Origin of the sequence: uncultured Erythrobacter sp. (genome assembly GCF_947499705.1) — a bacterium.
GTDB lineage: Bacteria > Pseudomonadota > Alphaproteobacteria > Sphingomonadales > Sphingomonadaceae > Erythrobacter.
Map to the genome: position 1 here is coordinate 699442 of NZ_CANMPJ010000001.1, position 19150 is coordinate 718591.

The window sequence follows — 19150 nt, forward strand, 5'->3', positions numbered from 1 at the left end:
ACATGCCAAAGATTGATCTTTCATCCATTCCAGGACTGGAAAAGGCCCAGGCCCTGTTCGGTTCGCTGACTTCGGAAGAGGGCGGTTCAGCGGATCCGATCGTCGATATCATGGTGTTCATTTACGACACCACGCCTCCTCCTCCGCCCCCTCCCGGAATGTTCTTCTGAGGCGGTGGCAGGACGATGCACGTGCATCCTGCCATTGCGGTGCTGCGGGGCGATCGCGCCTCGCAGCACCGCGCGCAAATGCCGCTCCTCAAAGCGGAGCAGGATTGGCGCGCCAGCGGGCGAACCCGCTTGTTGGCCGCCGACCTCTATAGTTATGCAAATGACGCACCCTTGGCGGAATGCGATGCTCTGTCTGCACTGTTTGGCGATCAACATGCTGCGCTTGAGTGGGTGCGAGGACTGAGCGCGCAGCTCATTCAGGCGCTTCGCAGCGAGCCATTGGGCGATGTTCCATTCCGCACCCATTGCTCAGACAGCTATTCCACGCTCCAGCTGATGAGCTCGGGCCGCGCAACGTTGAGCCTGACAACGCATGCTCCCCGGAGCAACTCCGCAGCACCTGAGACGGTCATGCTCGTCGACCGTGAGAGCATTGAACTTGTTCTCGCCGGAAAGGCACGCGGGCTGATGCACAAGTTCGACGAGCACCTGGAAGGCCGCTTCGAGACGAAGGAGCAGGACTGGCAAGTCGGAGACACGATCGCGCTCACGCCCGACAATGCCCGTCACTTGCTGACCATCGAACAACCCGTTCTGATGCTGCATCTCACACGAGCCGCGTTAGTGCCGGGCGCCACCCGCAAGTATCGTCTGGCTGACGGTCAACTGATGCAAAGCGCGAACGGTGACAAGCAGACCAGCCGCAATCAGTTGGCGCTGGCAGTGTTGGGCGCGATGCAATGCCAAAAGGCTGTCCCGGTTCTGAAGCGTTTGTCCGAAGACACTTCGAACGAAGCAGATTTACGCTGGGAAGCCGTGCGGCAGAACTTGGCGATCAACCCGGCCAAGGGCTTTGCCATGATCGATAGACTGGCAGAGCAAGCCGATGATCCGCTTGCGCGGCCAGCCTCCAGCCTGAAAGCCCAGCTCATTTCAGCCCACCCTCAGCTTGCCGATCTCCTGCCGGAGGCTGCGTGATGCCCCAAATAATCGACCTTGAAGATACCGGTGTATGCGAGTTGGACGAATCGATCGATGCGCTAGCCGCGCTCGATTTCGATCCGACTTGCGAAGAACGCACTCAGGAGGCGGCGCTCTGCCTTCGGCGACTGACCAATAACCGGTTCTTTCTGGCAAATATCCTGATCGATGAACTTGCCGGGCGCGATAGTGCGATCTCGGCGGTCGACAATGGCTACAGCCCCCAAGCGATCATGCTTAGCCCGCACCGATCCGGGCCGACCGGCGGCATGTTCCTGCGCGCCAATATCTGGCCGTCGGAGCAGGATCTATGTTTCCAGACCAGCGGCGCGCGCAGCTTCGTCTACGGTGTGCCGCACGACCACGATTTCTCGTTTCTCACCAGCGGCTATTTCGGCCCCGGCTATCGCAGCGACTATTTCGAATACGACTATGAAAGCGTCGCAGGCTACGCGGGCGAGCCGGTTGATCTGAAGTTCATTGAGCGCAGCGCGCTGCACGAAGGCAAGCTGATGCTGTACCGCCGCCATCTCGACATCCACAGCCAACTGCCACCGGAAAGCCTCTCGGTGTCGCTCAACGTGATGCATATTGACCCGGCGCAAGGCTGGTTCGATCAATACGGTTTCGATCTGAAAGAGCAGCAGCTCGGTAAGGTGCTGAGCCCCAATTCGACCGAAGCGTTTCTGCGCGTCGCAGTGGCGACCGGCGCTCAAGAGGCGCTTGATTTCGCCGACTGGGTTGGCCGCAGACACCCAAGCGACCGGCTGCGATTGGCCAGTTTTGAGGCGAGAGCGGATCAGTCCGGGAATCCGGCTGACATGGATGCGTTATGGAGAAAGGGTGAGGCGAGTGGGAGCAGAATGGTCAGCGCGATCGCGAAAGAGCGACGCGCCCAGTTGGTCTGACCCCTAGATCACTCCGCCAGCCAGCCGATCAATCGCGCCTTGCAGGATCACTGCCGCCGCGTGGCTGTCTATCGCTTCTGCGCGCTTGGCGCGGCTCATGTCTTGCCCGATCATCGCGGCTTCGGCGCTTTGGGTTGACCAGCGCTCGTCCCATAGCAGCACCGGCAGTTCGAAAGCTTCGGCGCAATTGCGGGCGAAGGCGCGGCTGGCCTGTGCGCGCGGCCCTTCGGTGCCATCCATGTTGCGCGGCAGACCCAGCACCAGCCCCTTGATTGAGCGGGTCTTGATCAATTCAGCGAGGACCGAGCGGTCGCGGCCCCATTTGCCGCGCCCCAGCGTCTTGCCATTGGTGGCAAAGCGCCAGCCAGCGTCGCAGGTCGCGGTGCCGATAGTCTTGGTGCCAAGGTCAAGGCCGAGCAGTGCGCCGCCATCGGGCAGCGCTTCGGCGAAGTCCAATGCCGCTTCGGTAATCAGGATGCGCCGTCCGCTTGCCCGGCAAAGGCGTTCACGCGCCGGGCCACATCCGCCTTGGTGTTCGCCCAGAACAGGGGGATGTCATAGACATGGTAGTTGTTGCCCGGCAGCACATAGGAACCCAATTCTGGCGGGTCGCCGATCAGCAAAAGCCCGCGGTCATCGCATCGGGCGGGAACTGCGCTTGGCACAAGCTCGCCATTGGAGATGCTATCATCGGGCACCAATGTTCCAAGGTTTGCGCTGGCAGGAGAAGAGCCGCCAAACATGCCGGTCAGCGGATTGGTGCAGAGGATCTGGCTGTCACCGCGTGGATTGCCATCGAAGCCGGTCGACTTGGCATAGGTTTCGATCACGCTGGAGGGATCGGCTGGCTCGGCATAGCTCGACCATGACAGGATGCACCCGGTCTGCGCCGGAGTCGCGCATGCGGCGATGCCCATAGATGGCAGATCGTGCTCGACCGAGATCGGCCAGCCGATCGTGTAGGCAGCGACCAGCCGATCTGCGACGGGCGATCCCTGAACTTCCTCGCGCAGCAATCGCAGCAAATGCAGCGAGCCCTGGCTGTGGCCGGCGAGCACGATCGGCGTGTCGGCATCGAGTGAGGAGAGGAAGTATTTGTAGGCTTCCTTCACGTCTTCGTAGGCCGCGTCGATGGCCTGTTGGCCCTCGGGAGCGTCGGTCAGGAATGCGCCCATCGTCGCTTGGCGATAGCGCGGTGCCCAGATTTCGCTGGCCGCGTTGAACGGGCTGGCCATGCCGCGCACATAGATGCGGGCGATGCGCTCTGCCTCTTCATCGGCATTCTCGCCAATCGGCGCGTTCCAGTTGTCCCGGCTCAGATAGCTGGTGGGATGCACGAAGAAGACCGCGAAGTCCGCGACCTCTCCGCCTTCCTGCGGATCGACGGCGCGCGATGTGGTGGTTTGCAACTGGTCCGGGCGGCCCAAGGTTTGTTCTGCCGCTGGGCTGTCCGGTGACGGTGTTTGCGTGGTCGGATCGGGTGCGGGTTCCGCCAGCGCGGGTTGCCAGCGGGCAGGGTCGTTCACTCCGATGCCCGGTCGTGAATACCACAGGGCAGGGTCCTGATACGCGTTGACTTCGAGCGGCTCCTGCTCGGTGAATTCAGTGGTCGGGACCAAGGCCATTGCGGCAAGTTCGTCCTTGAACATCTGGAAGCCGATCGCAGCCAGCAGAACGGCAACGATGCAGAACGCTACGAAATAGAGGAATTTTTTGGCCATGATCGCGTGGTTCTTTGCCTATTCGGACGCGGCAGGTTGCTCTGCAATCGGCGGGCGCAGTGTGGACCACGCCCGGTCGCCGCGCATGCTCGAGAACCAACTGAGCGGGTTCCAGGTGGTCGACCCGTCCAGCGAGAAGGTGATGAACTCGGCCCGACCGCCAATATTCTCCAAAGGGATCGCTCCACCAAGGCCGCGCGCCTCAGCCTCGGCGCGACTGTCCGCCGAATGATCGCGATTGTCGCCCATCGCAAATACATGGTCTTCGGGAACGATGACCGGCCCGACATTGTCGAGCCGTTGTTCCATGTGATCGATTACCAGATAGGTCGCGCCATTGGGCAGAGTCTCACGATATGTGGGAGGTTCATAATATTGCGCGCCGTTGGCTTCGCGGACCTTGTAAGCGTCAAAGTCCGATAGGCACGGACCGCTATCGCAGAGCAACTCCGGTTCGAATGGTATGCGCACGGCTGGTACTACTTCGCGTTTCACCGGCTCACCATTCAGGATGATGCGACCTTCGCGCACTTCGATCGTGTCACCAGGCAGGGCGACGACGCGCTTGATGTAATCCTCGTCGCGCTGCGGATGCACCGGGATCACGATATCGCCGTATTCGGGCGTCGCCGGGAAAACCCGCCATTCGCCGCGCGGCAGCATGTGAAAACTCGCCGAAGCCCATGACCAGCCATAGGGATATTTGCTCACAACCAATCGGTCACCCACATACAGGGTCGGCATCATCGATGTGGACGGGATGTAAAACGGTTTGGCGACCAGGCTGTGAAATGCCAGCACCGCGAGAAGCATCAGGGCAAGACCGCGCAATTCCGCGATCCAGTTGATCTTCTGGTCGGCCTCTTCTGGCTCTTTCGCGCCATTTTTCAGCGAAGCAAGGGCCGGATCCGCAGCTACGCTCGCGTCTGTCGTTTCCGCCTTGGGGGTTTCGGGCTGTGTCACAATAGGGGTTTCAATATCGCCGTAGGTTGAACCGGATCAGAGTGCGCGTGCTTCGATGATCACGAATGCCTGCGCCCATGGATGGTCGTCGGTTAGGGTAAGATGAATGTGGGCCTCATGGCCCGGCGGGATCATTTCTTCAAGCCGATTTGCCGCTCCGCCCGCCAATGCGAGGGTCGGAGCGCCAGACGGTGCGTTCACTACGCCGATGTCTTTCATGAACACGCCGCGCCGAAAGCCCGTGCCGACCGCTTTGCTGAACGCTTCTTTGGCAGCGAAGCGCTTCGCGTAGGTCCCTGCAATTGTGAAGGGCCGCTTGCGAGCTTTCGCACGCTCTATCTCGGTGAAAACGCGGTTTTCGAACCGTTCGCCATATCGATCGAGCGAGTTGGCTATCCGCTCGATATTGCAGAGGTCAGAGCCGAGGCCGATGATCATATTCCAAGTGCTCCTGCGCCTAACAGCAATATTGGCGCTGCAATCAGCGTGAGCCCGCATAGTGCATAGGCGATTGTGCGTCGCCCAGTGTTCCAGAGGAAGATCGTTCCTAGCAGCAATGCAAGACTGACCACGAATGGTCCGAGAATTATTGCCCATTCCACGAAGGGCATCGGGCGGCCGCGATACACTTCTGATCCGAACATCAGACCCATCAGCAGCACAAGCGCCGATCCAGCGAGCAATAGTCCGTACCACAGGAGCATCAGCACGAGAGGCCAGCTGGAACGCTTTTCCTGCTCCATTAGGCCGGCCCCCTAAACACGAGCGCGCCGAGCAGCATAACTGCAATGACGTGCAGCATCACCTGGCTCTTGAACAGCGGACTGGCGAAATCGCCCTTGGCGAATTTGAGCGAGCCGACATAGCCGAAAATCTGCAAGGCGATCCAACCAACCGCGAAGACCTGCATCACGCCCGATTGCAAAGCATAGCCCAGAAAGCCGATTGCCAGCAGGAACAGGGCCGCCGCGCCAAATGCCCAGCGTTTTTGTTCGCTGGTCAGTTCGGGCAGCTCCTCGTCCGTCAATTCAGCGTGCCTCATCCATCAACTCGCGCATGCGCCGGATTGCTGGTTCCAAGCCGGTGAACACCGCTTCGCCGATCAGATAGTGACCGATATTGAGTTCGGCGATCTGCGGTATCGCCGCAATCGGCTGGACATTCTCGAAGGTCAGGCCGTGGCCCGCATGCGGTTCGATCCCGTTCTTGGCCGCCAATGCCGCCATGTCCGAAATTTTGCGCACCTCGCGTTCGAGCCTTTCGCTGTCATCGTCGAGAAAGGCGTGGGCATATTCTCCGGTGTGGAATTCGACCACCGGCGCACCGAGACGCAGGGCGGCGTCGAGCTGACGTTCATGCGCTTCGATGAAGAGCGAAACACGAATGCCTGCGCCGCGCAGTTCATCCACAATCGGCGCCAAAGTGTTGTGCAGACCTGCTGCGTCCAATCCGCCTTCGGTGGTGCGTTCTTCGCGTTTCTCTGGCACGATGCAGGCAGCATGCGGTTTGTGCCGAAGTGCGATTTCCAGCATTTCGCCGGTGGCTGCCATCTCTAGATTGAGCGGCAGATTGGTCGCTTCCTGTATCCGCGCGAGATCTTCGTCACGGATATGCCTGCGATCTTCGCGCAGGTGCGCGGTAATTCCGTCGCCGCCAACCGCCGCCACAATCTCCGCCGCGCGGACCGGATCCGGATGGTCGCCGCCGCGCGCATTGCGGATTGTCGCGACGTGATCGATGTTCACGCCCAGACGCAAGGGATTGGTCATGCGCGGCTATTCCTTTCGGCTGCCCGGCTTGGTCACAGCTACGCGGGCAAGCTCTTCGGGGATGCTGTCTTCATCATAGGTCGGGAAATCGATCGCGACGAGCGGATAGAACGGCACGCCGAGATCGACCGAACCGGCTGAGCGGTCGACCAGCGAGCATTCGGCCAGCACTTCGCCGCCTTCGCGCGCCACTGCGGCAATCGCTTCGCGGCTGGAAAGGCCGGTGGTCACAACATCCTCGACCATCAGCACTTTCGCGCCCGGTTCCAGTGCGAATCCCCGCCGCAAATGAAACGTGCCTTCAGGGCGTTCCAGGAACAGCGCATCCTTGCCGAGCGCGCGGCCAACCTCATGGCCCATGATGATTCCTCCCATCGCGGGAGAGACCACCACATCTATCGATTCGAGCAGGTCTGATGGGATTTTTGCACAGGTTGCTTCGGCAAGGCGTGAAGCCCGGGCCGGATTCATCAGTACTCGCGCGCATTGTAGGTAGTGTCCGCTATGCTTACCCGAAGAGAGCTTGAAATGCCCTTCGAGAAGCGCGTCGCAGCTACGGAATTCATCAAGCACGGCTTCTGTGGTAAGACTGGCGGACATTGTCAGTGAAATCCCTGCAATTTGCGTATGGTTGCATAAACTTGCGCGTGCCACATGGCCGCTTGCATATTTTTCTCCCTAGAAGCGCTTGAGGCACTCGGCAAGCGCGGCTAAGGGGGCCGGGAAGCTGGCAGAAATGTCGGCGAAAACGCTGCGAGCGCTTCGACCGTGATCGGATGAAAGTGGCCGCAGTATGGGATCAAATCGAAAGCGATTTAGGCACATTATGATGGGTCAAATGCACACCCGTATGAAATTTGGGGCAATGGCGCTGATTGCAGCGTTGGGCATGGTGTTTGCCGGACTGGCGACACCGCAAGCGGCAATTGCGCAAGAGGTGGCTGAGGAAGCTGCACCTGCGGCTGAAGCCGCTCCGGCCGGGGCAGCAGGCGCCTACACTCCGATGGCTCCGACCGAAGGCAAGGGCATGCCTACTGCTTTCGAAGACGACGCGCTCAAGTCGATGAGCTTCCAGGATCAGTATACCGAAGATGGCGCCTATGCGCTGTGGATGCACGACATCATTCTGTTGCCGATCGTCTTCGTGATCAGCATTTTCGTTCTCGGCCTGCTTTTCTACGTGGTGCTGCGTTACAATCGCCGCGCGAACCCTGAACCATCGCGTACCACGCACAATACGGCGATTGAGGTGATCTGGACGGTTGTTCCAGTGCTGATCCTCGTGGTGATCGCGGTGCCATCGATTTCGCTCTTGGCCGCGCAATACGAGACTCCGCCTGAAGATGCTGTGACCATCAAGGCAACTGGTTATCAGTGGTATTGGGGCTACACCTATCCCGACCACGGCGATGTCGAGATCATCTCGAACATGCTTTCGGATGCGGACGCAATTTCGAATGGCGAACCGGCTCAACTCGCCGTCGACAACCGCATGGTTGTGCCGGCCGGCGTTCCGCTGCGTATCCAGACCACTGCTGCCGACGTGATCCACGCTTTCGCCGTGCCGTCGCTGTGGTTCAAGATGGACGCCGTGCCGGGCCGCTTGAATGAGAAGCTGCTGACTATCGAAGAGCCGGGCGTTTATTATGGCCAGTGCTCCGAGCTGTGCGGCACGCGTCACGCTTACATGCCGATCGCTGTCGAGGCTCTGCCGCCCGCCGAATTCGAGGCTTGGGTGCTTGAGCAGGGCGGCAGCATGCCGGGTGCCGAAGAAGCGGCCCCCGCAGAAGAAGCCGCTGAGGGCGCTGAAGGTGAAGAAGCAGCTGAGCCTGCTGAAGAACCCGCCGCCTGATCGCCGATACGAACTTTTGAATACGAACCGAACCTGAGAGAATCCGAACGATGGCTACCACCGCAGAAGGTTTCGACGCCCACCACGATGATCACGCGCATGACGCGGATCACAAGCCAGGCTTTTTCGCCCGCTGGTTCATGTCGACCAACCACAAGGATATCGGCACGCTGTATCTGATCTTTGCGATTTTCGCCGGGATTATCGGCGGGGCGATCTCGGGCATCATGCGCGCCGAGCTGGCCGAGCCTGGCATCCAGTATCTGCAATTCTGGGCTGACTTCATGGGCAACACGCCCGGCGACACGAACGCTGCGCTGCACATGTGGAACGTGTTCATCACCGCACACGGCCTGATCATGGTCTTTTTCATGGTCATGCCGGCAATGATTGGCGGCTTCGGCAACTGGTTCGTGCCGCTGATGATCGGCGCGCCGGACATGGCGTTTCCGCGCATGAACAACATTTCGTTCTGGCTGACCGTGGCCGGCTTTATGAGCCTGCTATTCTCGCTGTTCGTGCCGGGTGGCGCTGCCACCGGCGCAGGCGTAGGCTGGACAGTCTATGCACCGCTATCGACAACGGGCGCTCCGGGGCCTGCGGTCGACTTTGCGATCTTCTCCTTGCACTTGGCGGGCGCTGGTTCGATCCTGGGTGCAACCAACTTCATCACCACCATTTTCAACATGCGCGCGCCGGGTATGACGCTGCACAAAATGCCGCTGTTTGTGTGGTCGGTGCTGGTCACGGCATTCCTGCTGCTGCTCGCGCTTCCGGTGCTTGCCGCGGCTATCACGATGCTGCTGACCGATCGTAACTTCGGCACGACCTTCTTCGATCCCGCCGGTGGCGGTGACCCGGTTCTGTACCAGCACCTGTTCTGGTTCTTCGGCCACCCTGAGGTCTACATCATGATCCTGCCGGGCTTCGGCATGATTTCGCAGATCGTCGCAACCTTCAGCCGCAAGCCAGTGTTTGGCTATCTCGGCATGGCCTACGCCATGGTCGCGATTGGTGTCGTCGGTTTCATCGTGTGGGCGCACCACATGTATACCGTCGGTCTCGACGTAAACACGAAGATGTATTTCACCGCTGCGACGATGGTCATCGCCGTGCCTACGGGCGTGAAGATCTTCAGCTGGATCGCCACGATGTGGGGCGGTTCAATGGAGTTCAAGTCACCGATGGTCTGGGCGATGGGCTTCATCTTCCTGTTCACCGTTGGCGGTGTCACCGGCGTGATCCTCGCCAATGGCGGCATCGACGATAACCTCCACGACACATACTATGTGGTCGCTCACTTCCACTACGTGCTGTCGATGGGTGCGGTGTTCTCACTGTTCGCGGGCTTCTACTACTGGTTCCCGAAAATCAGCGGCAAGATGCACTCCGAACTCTTGAGCCACATTCATTTCTGGGGCTTCTTCATCGGTGTGAACATCATCTTCTTCCCGCAGCACTTCCTCGGCCTCCAAGGCATGCCACGACGCTATCCGGACTACACCGAAGCCTACACATACTGGAACGAAATCAGCACCTACGGCTACGTGGTGATGGCGGCGTCTATGCTCGTGTTCTTCGTGAACATCGGCTACGCGCTGATGGCTGGCCGCAAGCCGGGCAACAACCCATGGGGCGAAGGTGCAACCACGCTCGAATGGACGCTGCCAAGCCCGCCGCCATATCACCAGTTCGAAACGCTTCCGGTGATCGAAGATCATCACGATTACCACGATCACCGCCCGGCGGCTCAGCCCGCTGAGTGATGTCGGCGAGGGAAATCCTCGCTGACCAACAAGCAGATAATCGAGGGAGCGCGCCGCCACGGTGCGCTCTCTCCAGATAAAAGCACTGACACAGAATTATGGACGCAACCGCAGACACGAAGGCATCGGCAACAGAGGGCGCGACTGCGCTCCCGGCCGAATGGCGTGATTTTTTCACGCTAACCAAGCCGCGCGTGATGACGCTGGTGATCTTCACCGGTATCTGCGGTTTGCTGGCTGCACCGGGCAGCATTCACCCCGTTATCGGTTTCACGGCGATCCTCGCGATCGCAATGGGTGCGGGCGGCTCGGCTGCCCTCAACCATTGGTGGGAAGCCGATCTTGATGCGGGCATGAAGCGCACCGCCAATCGCCCGCTTCCCACGGGCCGGATGCGGCGCGAGGATGCGCGCGATTTCGGAATTTTCCTGTCCGCTGTGTCTGTTGGGATGATGGGCGTTGCGGTGCATTGGCTCGCCGCCATCAGCCTGCTCGTCGCGATCATTTACTACGCCGTGGTCTATACGATGTGGCTTAAACCGCGCACCCCGCAGAACATCGTTATCGGCGGCGGGGCGGGCGCGTTCCCTCCCTTCATCGGTTGGGTCGCTGTCACTGGCGAGATTACGATGATGCCGGTGCTGCTGTTTGCGATCATCTTTTTCTGGACGCCGCCGCATTTCTGGGCGCTCGCGCTGTTTATGAAGTCGGACTACGCCAAGGTCGGCATTCCGATGCTGCCGGTTGTCGCGGGCGAGCGTGTCACGCGCAATCAGATCCTCGGCTACACCGTGCTGCTCGCGCCCATTGCAATTGCACCGTGGGCCATCGGTGCGACCTCGTGGGTCTATGGCAGCGTTGCCGTAGTCCTCTCGGCGCTGTTTCTGGCGCTCGCCATTCCGGTGTTCACACGTGAGCGCGCTGCGGAAGACGCGATGGTGGAAGAGAAACGGCTGTTCAAATTCAGCATCTACTATCTCTTCATCCTGTTCGCGGCTCTGGTTGCAGATCGCGTGCTCGCCGCTCAGGGGTTGCTCGCATGACCCCGGAAGAAGAAACCGAAGTCAAACGGCGCCAGAAAAGCCGCAACCTTGTGGTTGGCGGAACGCTGCTATTCTTCGCCGTGCTGTTCTACGCGATCACGATTGCGAGGCTCGGCGAGTGATATGAACACCGTGACCGCCAGTTCGAACCTCGAGCGCGCAAACCTGCGCACCGGCATGCTCGCGCTGCTCGGTGCTGCGGCGATGGTCGGGCTCGGATTTGCCTCAGTCCCGCTCTACCGCTTGTTCTGCCAGGTCACCGGCTTCGGTGGGACGACACAGGTCGCGAGCGAAGTGGACGCAAGCCTTGCCGCGTCGGCTGCGACGGGCGAGATGATGTCGATCCGCTTCGATGCTTCAACCGCGCTCGACGTGCCGTGGACTTTCCGTCCGGCACAATCGACCGATACCGTCCAGATCGGCCAGCGCGACATCGCGACCTATGTCGCCAAGAACCACGACGACAAGCCAATCACCGGCACCGCAACGTTCAACGTCGAGCCTTCGCAGGCGGGCAAATACTTCCACAAGATCCAGTGCTTCTGCTTCACCGAGCAGACCTTGCAGCCGGGTCAGGAAGTCAACATGCCGGTTCTGTACTACGTCGATCCGGCGATCCGCGAAGACGAGTTCATGGCGGACGTCGAGCAGATTACACTCAGTTACACTTTTCACCGCGCGAAAGAGCCCGTATCCTCGGCGCTCGATCGTTCGAATTGATCACACGCACCTAGGGACGGGAACACCATCATGGGCGGCAAAGTAAACCACGACTTTCACATCCTCGAACCCGATATCTGGCCCCTGATTGGCTCGATGTCGGCGCTGGCTTTCACCAGCGGTATGGTGCTGAATTTCTATCCGGATGTGTTCGGCGCGGCCGGGTCGATTGTGATGTGGGCTGGCCTTGCTGGCCTGATCGCCACCTTCTTCATGTGGTTCAAGAACGTCACGATGGAGGCCCAGCGCGGCGATCACACGCCAGTGGTGCAGCTCCACATGCGCTATGGCATGATCCTGTTCATCGCATCGGAAGTGATGTTCTTCGTCGGGTGGTTCTGGAGCTTCTTCGACTTCGCGCTGTTCCCCGCGCCGCTGCAATATGATGCGGCGGCCGATGCGACGAGCAACCTGTTCATCACAGAGGGCGTCACCAGTCTGGGCACTCTCGTGCCCGATGGCATGGAAGTGCTCGATCCGTTCAGCCTGCCGCTGCTCAACACGCTGATCCTGCTCTGCTCGGGCACGACCGTAACCTGGGCGCATCACGCGCTGATTCACGGTGATCGCGATGGACTGAAGCAAGGTCTGTGGGCGACTGTGGCACTGGGCATCCTGTTCAGCGCCATCCAGGCCTACGAGTACAGCGTTGCTCCGTTCGGCTTTGGCGGCAACACCTACAGCTCGGCGTTTTATATGGCGACCGGCTTCCACGGCTTCCACGTTCTGATCGGAACCATCTTCCTCGCCGTGTGCCTCTATCGCGCTTACATCGGCCACTTCACTTCGCGCCAGCACTTCGGCTTCGAAGCGGCTGCGTGGTACTGGCACTTTGTCGATGTCGTATGGCTGTTCCTGTTCATCGCCATCTACATCTGGGGCGGCGCGGGCGCTGAATACCACTGATGCCGCTGGACTCTGCCTGATGGTTGAGGGTCCGAACACAGACAAAGGGCAGCCGGGATTGGTCTCGGCTGCCCTTTCTGGTTTGTGCCCCAAGTGCGGGGCTGCGACTTTGTTCGAGGCTCCCGCGCGGATCGCGCTGTCCTGCGACAAATGCGGATTGGCTCTCACCGAATTGGAGCGCGGCGGACGGCTTGCTGGGCTGGTGACCATCATGGTCGCGGCGCTGCTGATCGGGTTGGCGATGGCGGCTGACATTTACCTGCGTCCGCCCTTCTGGCTGCAAGTGGTGGTCTGGGCGCCTGTGACGATGGCTGTCGTGATTGGAACCTTGCGGCTTTACAAGACTGTGCTGCTTTACCGTCAATATGAGATTCGCGCTGAGAAGGGCGCTATCGAGCCATGACCCGCGCGATCCCTATCATCCCGACTGTCCTTGTCGTCGCAGCTGCAGGTGTGATGGTGTGGCTTGGGTTCTGGCAGTTGGGCCGCTCGGAAGAGAAATTCGAGATGATCGAACGGTTTGCGGCAATTCCGTCTGAGGTCGAAGCGGCTCCTCTGCGTACGGACAGTGCGTGGCAGGACGAGCAGATGTTCACTCGCGTCACACTTGATTGCACCGCTGTAAACTCGATGCGCAGCACGGCGGGTACGAGCGCGCGCGGGGCAAAGGGCTTCGCCCATATTGCCGAGTGCGACGCCGGAGCAGGGGTCGAAGTGGCATTGGGCTGGGCACGTGATCCTGCTGCGCCTGAATTCCAGGGTGGCACAGTCACGGGCATTGTGGACGCGGCCGGGAAGATAGTTGCGGATCCCCCACTCGCCGACCTCGAACCGCTAGCCAAACCCGACCCCAACGACCTGCCAAACAACCACCTCGCCTATGCCGGGCAGTGGTTCTTCTTCGCGCTCACTGCGCTGGTGATTTACGGATTTGCACTTCGGAGCAGAGCCACAAAGCGCACCTAGCTGTACAAGTCCTTGCCGATGTCGATGCCATGCTCGAGCCATGATTTCATCGCCAGCAGCATGATCGTCCAGCCTTCGCAATTGCCATAGGAACCGCGCAGCGCCTCGGGTCTCTGCGGCCAGCCTTCTTCGACGATCTGGACGAGCGTTCGGCCGTCGTCGGTCGCAGTGAAAAGCATGGTGACGGTGGTTGGATAATCTGCCTCGACCATCTCGGCGCCTATCTTGCCGTGCTTCCCCTCATATCCCTGCCATTCGAAAACTATCTTCTTGCTGGGCACCACTTCGATGACTTTCACCGGAAATTCGCCCGGATGTTCGGCAAAGCTCCACAGCACTGTGACGCCGGTTTCAAGCCGTCCTTTCGCGCCCCCAGTCGTGAAGAATTGCGAGAGTGTGTCTGGGTTAGCCACCGCCTCGAACACTTCCTCCACGGGCTTCGCGATCCGGCCCGCTACCCTGAAATTGATATCCATCACGCTTCTCCCTTGAGTCGCGATCCATTATGTTATAAAAATATAACATGTCAAACGATCACGATCTCGACCTTGTTTTCAAAGCACTCGCCAATCCGGTGCGCCGGGAGATTTGCGACCAACTGAAATTGCGCCCGCTCACCACCAAGCAATTGTGCGCCTGCTTCCCTGAGCTCGACCGATGCACCGTGATGCAGCACCTGCGCGTCCTCGAGCGCGGCGATCTGATCGTTTCGGTTCGCAAGGGACGCGAACGGTTCAATTATCTCGATGCGATGCCGATTCAGGCGATCCACGAACGCTGGATTGGGCCGCATGCTGCGCGCGCAGCCAAGAACCTCTCCAGCTTGAAAGCAGCGCTGGAGCAGGGCGAGCATACGGAAACTGCCGCCTGAGCATTGCCCACACGTGCGCACCCCGCTAACCGCACCGCAACATGGAATACGTCTCCACACGGGGCAGCGCGCCCACACTCGATTTCGAAGGGGTAACCCTCGCTGGTCTGGCCAACGACGGCGGATTGTACCTGCCGCGCGAATGGCCGCGCCTGACGGAAGCCCAAATCCGCGACCTGCGCGGCTTGCCTTACCCGGCGCTAGCCGCCGAGATCATGCGTCCATTTGTCGCAGGTAGTTTGACCGATGATGAGCTCGATGGGCTGTGCAACACGGTATATGGCGACTTTGGCCACGCCGCCGTCACCCCGCTGGTGCAGATGGACGAGAGCCAATGGCTGCTCGAACTGTTCCACGGCCCGACGCTGGCGTTCAAGGACGTGGCGCTCCAGATGCTTGGCCACCTGTTTGAGACGTTTCTTGCGCGCCGCGATGCGCGTCTGACGATTGTTGGGGCGACCAGCGGCGACACCGGCTCGGCTGCCATCAACGCAGTGGCGGGGCGCGACCGGACAGAGATATTCATGCTGCACCCAAAGGGGCGGGTGAGCGAAGTGCAGCGCCGCCAAATGACCACAGTGCGCGCGCCCAATGTGCACAACATCGCAATCGAAGGCAGCTTTGACGATGCGCAGCGCCATGTGAAGGCGATGTTCTCCGACCCTGAGGTGAATGGTCCACTGAACCTAGGCGCGGTGAACTCCATCAACTGGGCGCGGCTGATGGCGCAGGTGGTCTATTACTTCTACTCCGCACTGCAACTTGGCGCGCCGGATCGTACGGTGGCCTACTCGGTGCCGACGGGCAATTTCGGCGACGTATTCGCGGGCTATGTCGCGGCGCAAATGGGCCTGCCGATCGAGCGCTTGATTGTCGCGACCAACGTCAACGACATCCTGCACCGCGCGCTTTCTGATGGTGACTACTCAGCCGGCACAACCACGCCGACAATCACGCCGTCGATGGACATTCAGGTCAGCTCCAATTTCGAGCGGCTGCTATTCGACCTTACCGACTCCGGGGAAGGCCGCGATGGCGCTGCGATGGCGGAGCAGATGCGCGGCTTCGAAGCGTCGAAAGCCATGCAGCTCACCAACAGCCAGCGCGAAGGAGCGGCCAAGCTGTTCACCAGCATGCGCGCCGATCAAACCGAAACCGCCCGCGCGCTGCAATGGGCGCAGCGCAACGCCAATCAGGTGATCGACCCGCACACAGGCGTCGGCCTGCATGCCAGTCTTGCCGCGGCAGAAACCGGATTGATTGCCAAGGGTGTTCCCATTGTAACGCTCGCCACCGCGCATCCTGCCAAATTCAGCGATGCAGTGGAGCGCGCGATCGGAGTGCGTCCTCCGCTGCCTTCGCGCGTTGGCGATTTGTTTGGGCGCGAGGAGCATTTCGTCGAATTGGCCGGTGACTATGAAACGTCGCGCAGCTTCGTCCTCGAAAACGCGGCCAGCCCTGCCGCCTGATGGCTGAAATCGCCGCTCAACCGTTGGTGATGGAGTGCGAGGGTTGGGACGCCTATCGCCTGATCGATAGCGGGGCAGGGCGCAAATGGGAGGCGTTCGGCCCATACTCCTTCATCCGCCCCGAGCCACAGGCGATGTGGCAACCGCGCCTTTCCGAATGGCCTGCCGATGGCGAGTTTGTTCCCGGATCAGACGAAGATGGCGGCGGGCGCTGGGTGTTCGATCGCGAGCCGCCCGAAGAAGGCTGGGAATTGGCGTGGAACGAAGTGCGCTTCACCGCGCAGCCTACGCCTTTTCGGCACCTGCAGTTCTTTCCCGATATGGCTCCGGTCTGGGACTGGATGCGGGAGCGCCTTGCTGGTCGCGGCGACGCCGAGACAATGAACATGTTTGGCTATACCGGTCTGGGTTCGTTGGCGCTTAGCCAGCATGGCCGGGTGACCCATGTCGATGCGTCGAAAAAATCGGTCGCTCAGGCTCGCGAGAACGCCGCTCTCTCAGGTATGGAGGATCGCCCGATCCGCTGGCTTGTCGACGACGCGGCCAAATTCGCCGCACGCGAGGTTCGCCGCGAACGCCGGTATGACGGTATTATCCTCGACCCGCCGAAATTCGGACGCGGGCCCAAAAACGAAACATGGCGTTTGGAAGAGGGATTGCCGGACCTTATTGGCGACTGCGCCCAATTGCTCGATGCCGAAAGCCGCTTCCTGTTCCTCACCGTCTATGCAGTGCGGATGAGCAGTCTCGCTCTAGCCGGTCTGCTCAAGGAAAAGCTCAGCCACTTGCCCGGCACTATCGAATATGGCGACCTCGCGGTGCGGGAGGACGGCGAAGGTGGACGCTTGCTCCCCACCGCAATTTTTGCGCGCTGGAGCAATCCGTGATCCTGCCGCTGTTTCCGTTTCTGATGGTCTATGTGCCCGACATGTCAGCGACGGATTCGCCGCCTGCGATCTTTCGCATGGTTGGCGACGAGGGTTCCGGTGCGAGTCAAGAGATCGAGCTTTGCACGGATACGGTCGTCACAGCCAGGATTGAGGCAAATTATCTGGGCTACCCGACCATCAATCTGACCCTGACGGAATCGGCGGGCGCGCGAATGGCCGCGCTGACTTCGGCAAGCGTTGGCGAGCAGGCAGAGATATCCGTGGAGGGATCAATCCTTGTCCGCCCGCGCATCCAAACGCCCATGTTGGAACAGTCTTTTTCGATCTCGGGCCTCGATACATTTGCGGATGCCGAGCGTTTGATGCAGGCGGTTCGCGGACGCTGCGTTGCCATGAAAGCCGATACCGAATGAACGATTCGCTGATCCTCGAAGTTGCCGATCTCGAAGTCGATGTCCTCACCGGCATCTATTCCGAGGAGACGGGGAAACCGCAGCCGCTGCGGATTACGATTCAGGTGCGCTATGATGTCGCGGTTCACTATGAACCTGATACGCCGCTTGATGCGTCCAAGAACTACATGGATCTGAAATTCGCCGCCGAACATCTGCCTGAAGGTGTGCATTTCAAACTGATCGAAGCGGTCGGCGATCACATTTGCGAGACGCTGTTCGTGCAGGACAAGCGCGTTCAGGCGGTAACCGTGAAGATCGTGAAGCTCGCCATTGCTGAGGCGAATGAGAAGATTGGTATCACGCTCCACCGCGAGCGTTCGGCGCAGGATCACGGTTGATGGCGGAGCAGGTGGTCCAGACGATTGGCGACCTGCATGAAAGCTCGCTCGCCGCTGCTAAAGCCTTCTTTGATGATCACTACGACAGGACTCTGGAATTGCTAGGCGGTGAGAATGTGAAGTCGCTGGTGATCGCCTTGCCCGCGGCTGGGCCGGATCACGACGATTGGCGCCGGACGCTGGCGCGCGATCTGGCGCGGGCGCAAACGCCGAAACGTGTCAATGTCATGGGCGCGAGCAATCCGGACGCGGCACAGGAAATGCTCACATATTTGAGGAATGCGCCGGGCGTCACGGGGCAGTACCTTGCTGCCCATGAGTGACGTTTCCATCCGCAAACCCGATCTGATCGCCGTCGACGGCACGCCAGCCCCGCTGGTGGATTCGTTCAAGCGGCGGATCACCTATCTGCGGCTCTCGGTGACGGATCGCTGCGATCTGCGTTGTTCTTATTGTATGCCAGAGCGGATGACCTTCCTCCCCAAGAAGGAAGTGCTGACGCTGGAGGAATTGTTCGAGCTTGCCACGGGTTTCATCGATCGCGGGGTCGACAAAATCCGGATAACCGGAGGTGAGCCGCTCGTCCGGCGGGATATCATCGATCTGTTCGAAGCGCTTGGACGGAGATTGGGACACGGCCTCAGAGAGCTGACACTCACAACCAATGCGACGCAATTGGCAGATCATGCCGATGCGCTGGCCAAGGCGGGCGTGCGGCGTGTAAACATCTCGCTCGACACGCTGGACCGCGACAAGTTCGCCGAACTGACCCGGCGCGATGCATTGCCGCAGGTTCTCGATGGGATACGGGCGGCGAGTGAGGCGGGGCTTAAGGTGAAACTCAACGCTGTCGCGCTGAAAGATATCAACGAGCACGAACTGCCCGATCTGATCGCCTGGGCACACGGGCAGGGGCACGAGGTCACGCTGATCGAAGTCATGCCGCTGGGCGAGGTCGAAGAGGACCGGCTAGACCACTTCCTGCCGCTCAGCGAGGTTCGCCAGCGGTTGGAGAAGAGCTGGACACTGACAGACAACGACGCGAACACCGGCGGCCCGGCGCGTTACACCGATATTGCCGAAACTGGCGGTCGGCTCGGGATGATCACACCGCTGACCAACAATTTCTGCGCCGGGTGCAATCGCTTGCGGGTGACAGCGACAGGACAACTCTATCCCTGCCTCGGCGGCAGCGAGCGGGTCGATCTGCGCGGTGCGCTGCGCTCCGACCAACCACAGGTGAACCTCGCCAAAGCGCTGGACGAGGCCATGACGATCAAGCCCGAACGCCATCATTTCCGCATGGATGAACGCGGCGCAGAGCCGGCGCAGCCGCGCCATATGTCGATGACAGGCGGCTGA

At 60.3% G+C, this 19150-nt stretch carries 27 protein-coding genes; 18 read left to right on the forward strand and 9 right to left on the reverse strand.

Translation table 11 applies throughout. The features are described 5' to 3' along the window. Window positions 1-2: 2 nt before the first annotated feature. Genes Q0837_RS03130 through Q0837_RS03140 form a run of 3 tightly spaced genes read left to right on the forward strand, consistent with a single transcriptional unit; the run spans window position 3 to window position 2059 of the window. Window positions 3-170: a hypothetical protein gene (locus tag Q0837_RS03130; protein ID WP_298465166.1), complete on the forward strand. Its 168-nt coding sequence runs from the start codon at window positions 3-5 to the stop codon at window positions 168-170. Between the two features lie 15 nt (window positions 171-185). Beyond that, window positions 186-1148, forward strand: coding sequence for a hypothetical protein (locus Q0837_RS03135; protein ID WP_298465168.1), 963 nt, complete (start codon window positions 186-188; stop codon window positions 1146-1148). Then, window positions 1148-2059, forward strand: a complete 912-nt coding sequence (locus Q0837_RS03140) for a transposase (RefSeq protein ID WP_298465171.1) — start codon at window positions 1148-1150, stop codon at window positions 2057-2059. The genes Q0837_RS03135 and Q0837_RS03140 overlap by 1 nt, the downstream gene beginning before the upstream one ends. Window positions 2060-2062: 3 nt before the next feature. On the opposite strand, the gene ruvX is transcribed toward Q0837_RS03140, so the two are convergent. The 8 genes from ruvX to pyrE all read right to left on the reverse strand — a co-directional run bounded on the left by ruvX (window position 2063) and on the right by pyrE (window position 7112). Continuing rightward, entirely contained in the window at window positions 2063-2515 is a 453-nt protein-coding gene (gene ruvX, locus Q0837_RS03145) for a Holliday junction resolvase RuvX (protein WP_298465174.1), read from the reverse strand. Window positions 2516-2529: 14 nt separating this feature from the next. Continuing rightward, window positions 2530-3780: a DUF3089 domain-containing protein gene (locus Q0837_RS03150; RefSeq protein WP_298465177.1), complete on the reverse strand. Its 1251-nt coding sequence runs from the start codon at window positions 3778-3780 to the stop codon at window positions 2530-2532. Between the two features lie 18 nt (window positions 3781-3798). Next, complete coding sequence (gene lepB, locus Q0837_RS03155; RefSeq protein WP_298469736.1) at window positions 3799-4671, reverse strand: signal peptidase I; 873 nt, start codon at window positions 4669-4671, stop codon at window positions 3799-3801. Between the two features lie 108 nt (window positions 4672-4779). After that, on the reverse strand, window positions 4780-5181 hold the full coding sequence (acpS, locus tag Q0837_RS03160; protein WP_298465180.1) for a holo-ACP synthase: 402 nt from the start codon (window positions 5179-5181) through the stop codon (window positions 4780-4782). Beyond that, window positions 5178-5486 carry a hypothetical protein gene (locus Q0837_RS03165; protein WP_298465183.1) on the reverse strand — a complete coding sequence of 103 codons (309 nt, stop codon included), beginning with the start codon at window positions 5484-5486 and terminating at the stop codon, window positions 5178-5180. Before Q0837_RS03165 ends, acpS begins: the two co-directional genes overlap by 4 nt. Next, window positions 5486-5785 carry a pyridoxal phosphate biosynthetic protein gene (locus Q0837_RS03170; protein WP_298465185.1) on the reverse strand — a complete coding sequence of 100 codons (300 nt, stop codon included), beginning with the start codon at window positions 5783-5785 and terminating at the stop codon, window positions 5486-5488. The genes Q0837_RS03165 and Q0837_RS03170 overlap by 1 nt, the downstream gene beginning before the upstream one ends. Continuing rightward, on the reverse strand, window positions 5772-6512 hold the full coding sequence (locus Q0837_RS03175) for a pyridoxine 5'-phosphate synthase (RefSeq protein WP_298465187.1): 741 nt from the start codon (window positions 6510-6512) through the stop codon (window positions 5772-5774). Before Q0837_RS03175 ends, Q0837_RS03170 begins: the two co-directional genes overlap by 14 nt. A 6-nt stretch (window positions 6513-6518) precedes the next feature. Continuing rightward, entirely contained in the window at window positions 6519-7112 is a 594-nt protein-coding gene (pyrE, locus tag Q0837_RS03180) for an orotate phosphoribosyltransferase (RefSeq protein ID WP_298465190.1), read from the reverse strand. A 250-nt stretch (window positions 7113-7362) separates the two neighbouring features. Between pyrE and coxB the strand changes: the two genes are divergently transcribed. The 8 genes from coxB to Q0837_RS03220 all read left to right on the forward strand — a co-directional run bounded on the left by coxB (window position 7363) and on the right by Q0837_RS03220 (window position 13765). Further along, on the forward strand, window positions 7363-8364 hold the full coding sequence (gene coxB, locus Q0837_RS03185) for a cytochrome c oxidase subunit II (RefSeq protein WP_298465192.1): 1002 nt from the start codon (window positions 7363-7365) through the stop codon (window positions 8362-8364). 50 nt (window positions 8365-8414) lie between these two features. Next, on the forward strand, window positions 8415-10130 hold the full coding sequence (gene ctaD / locus Q0837_RS03190) for a cytochrome c oxidase subunit I (protein ID WP_298465194.1): 1716 nt from the start codon (window positions 8415-8417) through the stop codon (window positions 10128-10130). Between the two features lie 98 nt (window positions 10131-10228). Beyond that, the gene (locus Q0837_RS03195; protein ID WP_298465196.1) at window positions 10229-11173 is read left to right on the forward strand and encodes a heme o synthase; all 945 of its coding nucleotides are present in this window, start codon (window positions 10229-10231) and stop codon (window positions 11171-11173) included. Beyond that, entirely contained in the window at window positions 11170-11295 is a 126-nt protein-coding gene (locus Q0837_RS03200) for a hypothetical protein (protein WP_298465198.1), read from the forward strand. Before Q0837_RS03195 ends, Q0837_RS03200 begins: the two co-directional genes overlap by 4 nt. 1 nt (window position 11296) lies before the next feature. Then, a complete protein-coding gene (locus tag Q0837_RS03205; RefSeq protein WP_298465200.1) occupies window positions 11297-11893 on the forward strand; it encodes a cytochrome c oxidase assembly protein in 597 nt (198 codons plus the stop codon). 30 nt (window positions 11894-11923) lie between these two features. Next, window positions 11924-12799 carry a cytochrome c oxidase subunit 3 gene (locus Q0837_RS03210; protein WP_298465202.1) on the forward strand — a complete coding sequence of 292 codons (876 nt, stop codon included), beginning with the start codon at window positions 11924-11926 and terminating at the stop codon, window positions 12797-12799. Window positions 12800-12818: 19 nt separating this feature from the next. Continuing rightward, on the forward strand, window positions 12819-13202 hold the full coding sequence (locus tag Q0837_RS03215; protein WP_298465204.1) for a DUF983 domain-containing protein: 384 nt from the start codon (window positions 12819-12821) through the stop codon (window positions 13200-13202). Next, window positions 13199-13765, forward strand: a complete 567-nt coding sequence (locus tag Q0837_RS03220; protein ID WP_298465206.1) for an SURF1 family protein — start codon at window positions 13199-13201, stop codon at window positions 13763-13765. Before Q0837_RS03215 ends, Q0837_RS03220 begins: the two co-directional genes overlap by 4 nt. On the opposite strand, the gene Q0837_RS03225 is transcribed toward Q0837_RS03220, so the two are convergent. Continuing rightward, window positions 13762-14241 carry an SRPBCC domain-containing protein gene (locus Q0837_RS03225; protein ID WP_298465207.1) on the reverse strand — a complete coding sequence of 160 codons (480 nt, stop codon included), beginning with the start codon at window positions 14239-14241 and terminating at the stop codon, window positions 13762-13764. The two genes, Q0837_RS03220 and Q0837_RS03225, sit on opposite strands and share 4 nt — an antisense overlap. Before the next feature lie 47 nt (window positions 14242-14288). On the opposite strand from Q0837_RS03225, the gene Q0837_RS03230 reads away from it, so the two are divergent. From Q0837_RS03230 to moaA, 7 genes are read left to right on the forward strand one after another with little or no spacing between them, the layout of a single operon-like run. Continuing rightward, on the forward strand, window positions 14289-14636 hold the full coding sequence (locus Q0837_RS03230; protein WP_298465209.1) for a helix-turn-helix domain-containing protein: 348 nt from the start codon (window positions 14289-14291) through the stop codon (window positions 14634-14636). Between the two features lie 41 nt (window positions 14637-14677). Continuing rightward, window positions 14678-16105: a threonine synthase gene (gene thrC, locus Q0837_RS03235; RefSeq protein WP_298465211.1), complete on the forward strand. Its 1428-nt coding sequence runs from the start codon at window positions 14678-14680 to the stop codon at window positions 16103-16105. Next, a complete protein-coding gene (locus Q0837_RS03240; RefSeq protein WP_298465212.1) occupies window positions 16105-16992 on the forward strand; it encodes a class I SAM-dependent methyltransferase in 888 nt (295 codons plus the stop codon). Before thrC ends, Q0837_RS03240 begins: the two co-directional genes overlap by 1 nt. Further along, window positions 16989-17408 carry a hypothetical protein gene (locus tag Q0837_RS03245; protein WP_298465213.1) on the forward strand — a complete coding sequence of 140 codons (420 nt, stop codon included), beginning with the start codon at window positions 16989-16991 and terminating at the stop codon, window positions 17406-17408. Before Q0837_RS03240 ends, Q0837_RS03245 begins: the two co-directional genes overlap by 4 nt. Beyond that, a complete protein-coding gene (locus Q0837_RS03250) occupies window positions 17405-17788 on the forward strand; it encodes a dihydroneopterin aldolase (protein WP_298465215.1) in 384 nt (127 codons plus the stop codon). The genes Q0837_RS03245 and Q0837_RS03250 overlap by 4 nt, the downstream gene beginning before the upstream one ends. Continuing rightward, on the forward strand, window positions 17788-18111 hold the full coding sequence (locus tag Q0837_RS03255) for a Rossmann fold domain-containing protein (protein WP_298465217.1): 324 nt from the start codon (window positions 17788-17790) through the stop codon (window positions 18109-18111). Before Q0837_RS03250 ends, Q0837_RS03255 begins: the two co-directional genes overlap by 1 nt. Then, window positions 18104-19150 carry a GTP 3',8-cyclase MoaA gene (gene moaA, locus Q0837_RS03260; RefSeq protein WP_298465219.1) on the forward strand — a complete coding sequence of 349 codons (1047 nt, stop codon included), beginning with the start codon at window positions 18104-18106 and terminating at the stop codon, window positions 19148-19150. Before Q0837_RS03255 ends, moaA begins: the two co-directional genes overlap by 8 nt.

Excerpts from the sequence above, each read along its gene's own strand:
- Q0837_RS03135 (WP_298465168.1), top strand. The coding sequence starts at position 186 with ATGCACGTGCATCCTGCCATTGCGGTGCTGCGGGGCGATCGCGCCTCG.
- coxB (WP_298465192.1), top strand. The coding sequence starts at position 7,363 with ATGAAATTTGGGGCAATGGCGCTGATTGCAGCGTTGGGCATGGTGTTT.
- moaA (WP_298465219.1), top strand. The coding sequence starts at position 18,104 with ATGAGTGACGTTTCCATCCGCAAACCCGATCTGATCGCCGTCGACGGC.
- Q0837_RS03250 (WP_298465215.1), top strand. The coding sequence starts at position 17,405 with ATGAACGATTCGCTGATCCTCGAAGTTGCCGATCTCGAAGTCGATGTC.
- Q0837_RS03195 (WP_298465196.1), top strand. The coding sequence starts at position 10,229 with ATGGACGCAACCGCAGACACGAAGGCATCGGCAACAGAGGGCGCGACT.
- Q0837_RS03225 (WP_298465207.1), bottom strand. The coding sequence starts at position 14,241 with ATGGATATCAATTTCAGGGTAGCGGGCCGGATCGCGAAGCCCGTGGAG.
- ctaD (WP_298465194.1), top strand. The coding sequence starts at position 8,415 with ATGGCTACCACCGCAGAAGGTTTCGACGCCCACCACGATGATCACGCG.
- pyrE (WP_298465190.1), bottom strand. The coding sequence starts at position 7,112 with ATGTCCGCCAGTCTTACCACAGAAGCCGTGCTTGATGAATTCCGTAGC.
- Q0837_RS03205 (WP_298465200.1), top strand. The coding sequence starts at position 11,297 with ATGAACACCGTGACCGCCAGTTCGAACCTCGAGCGCGCAAACCTGCGC.
- Q0837_RS03165 (WP_298465183.1), bottom strand. The coding sequence starts at position 5,486 with ATGGAGCAGGAAAAGCGTTCCAGCTGGCCTCTCGTGCTGATGCTCCTG.
- Q0837_RS03175 (WP_298465187.1), bottom strand. The coding sequence starts at position 6,512 with ATGACCAATCCCTTGCGTCTGGGCGTGAACATCGATCACGTCGCGACA.
- thrC (WP_298465211.1), top strand. The coding sequence starts at position 14,678 with ATGGAATACGTCTCCACACGGGGCAGCGCGCCCACACTCGATTTCGAA.
- Q0837_RS03215 (WP_298465204.1), top strand. The coding sequence starts at position 12,819 with ATGGTTGAGGGTCCGAACACAGACAAAGGGCAGCCGGGATTGGTCTCG.
- Q0837_RS03130 (WP_298465166.1), top strand. The coding sequence starts at position 3 with ATGCCAAAGATTGATCTTTCATCCATTCCAGGACTGGAAAAGGCCCAG.
- Q0837_RS03240 (WP_298465212.1), top strand. The coding sequence starts at position 16,105 with ATGGCTGAAATCGCCGCTCAACCGTTGGTGATGGAGTGCGAGGGTTGG.
- Q0837_RS03230 (WP_298465209.1), top strand. The coding sequence starts at position 14,289 with ATGTCAAACGATCACGATCTCGACCTTGTTTTCAAAGCACTCGCCAAT.
- Q0837_RS03200 (WP_298465198.1), top strand. The coding sequence starts at position 11,170 with ATGACCCCGGAAGAAGAAACCGAAGTCAAACGGCGCCAGAAAAGCCGC.
- Q0837_RS03210 (WP_298465202.1), top strand. The coding sequence starts at position 11,924 with ATGGGCGGCAAAGTAAACCACGACTTTCACATCCTCGAACCCGATATC.
- Q0837_RS03255 (WP_298465217.1), top strand. The coding sequence starts at position 17,788 with ATGGCGGAGCAGGTGGTCCAGACGATTGGCGACCTGCATGAAAGCTCG.
- Q0837_RS03150 (WP_298465177.1), bottom strand. The coding sequence starts at position 3,780 with ATGGCCAAAAAATTCCTCTATTTCGTAGCGTTCTGCATCGTTGCCGTT.
- Q0837_RS03170 (WP_298465185.1), bottom strand. The coding sequence starts at position 5,785 with ATGAGGCACGCTGAATTGACGGACGAGGAGCTGCCCGAACTGACCAGC.
- Q0837_RS03140 (WP_298465171.1), top strand. The coding sequence starts at position 1,148 with ATGCCCCAAATAATCGACCTTGAAGATACCGGTGTATGCGAGTTGGAC.
- acpS (WP_298465180.1), bottom strand. The coding sequence starts at position 5,181 with ATGATCATCGGCCTCGGCTCTGACCTCTGCAATATCGAGCGGATAGCC.
- Q0837_RS03220 (WP_298465206.1), top strand. The coding sequence starts at position 13,199 with ATGACCCGCGCGATCCCTATCATCCCGACTGTCCTTGTCGTCGCAGCT.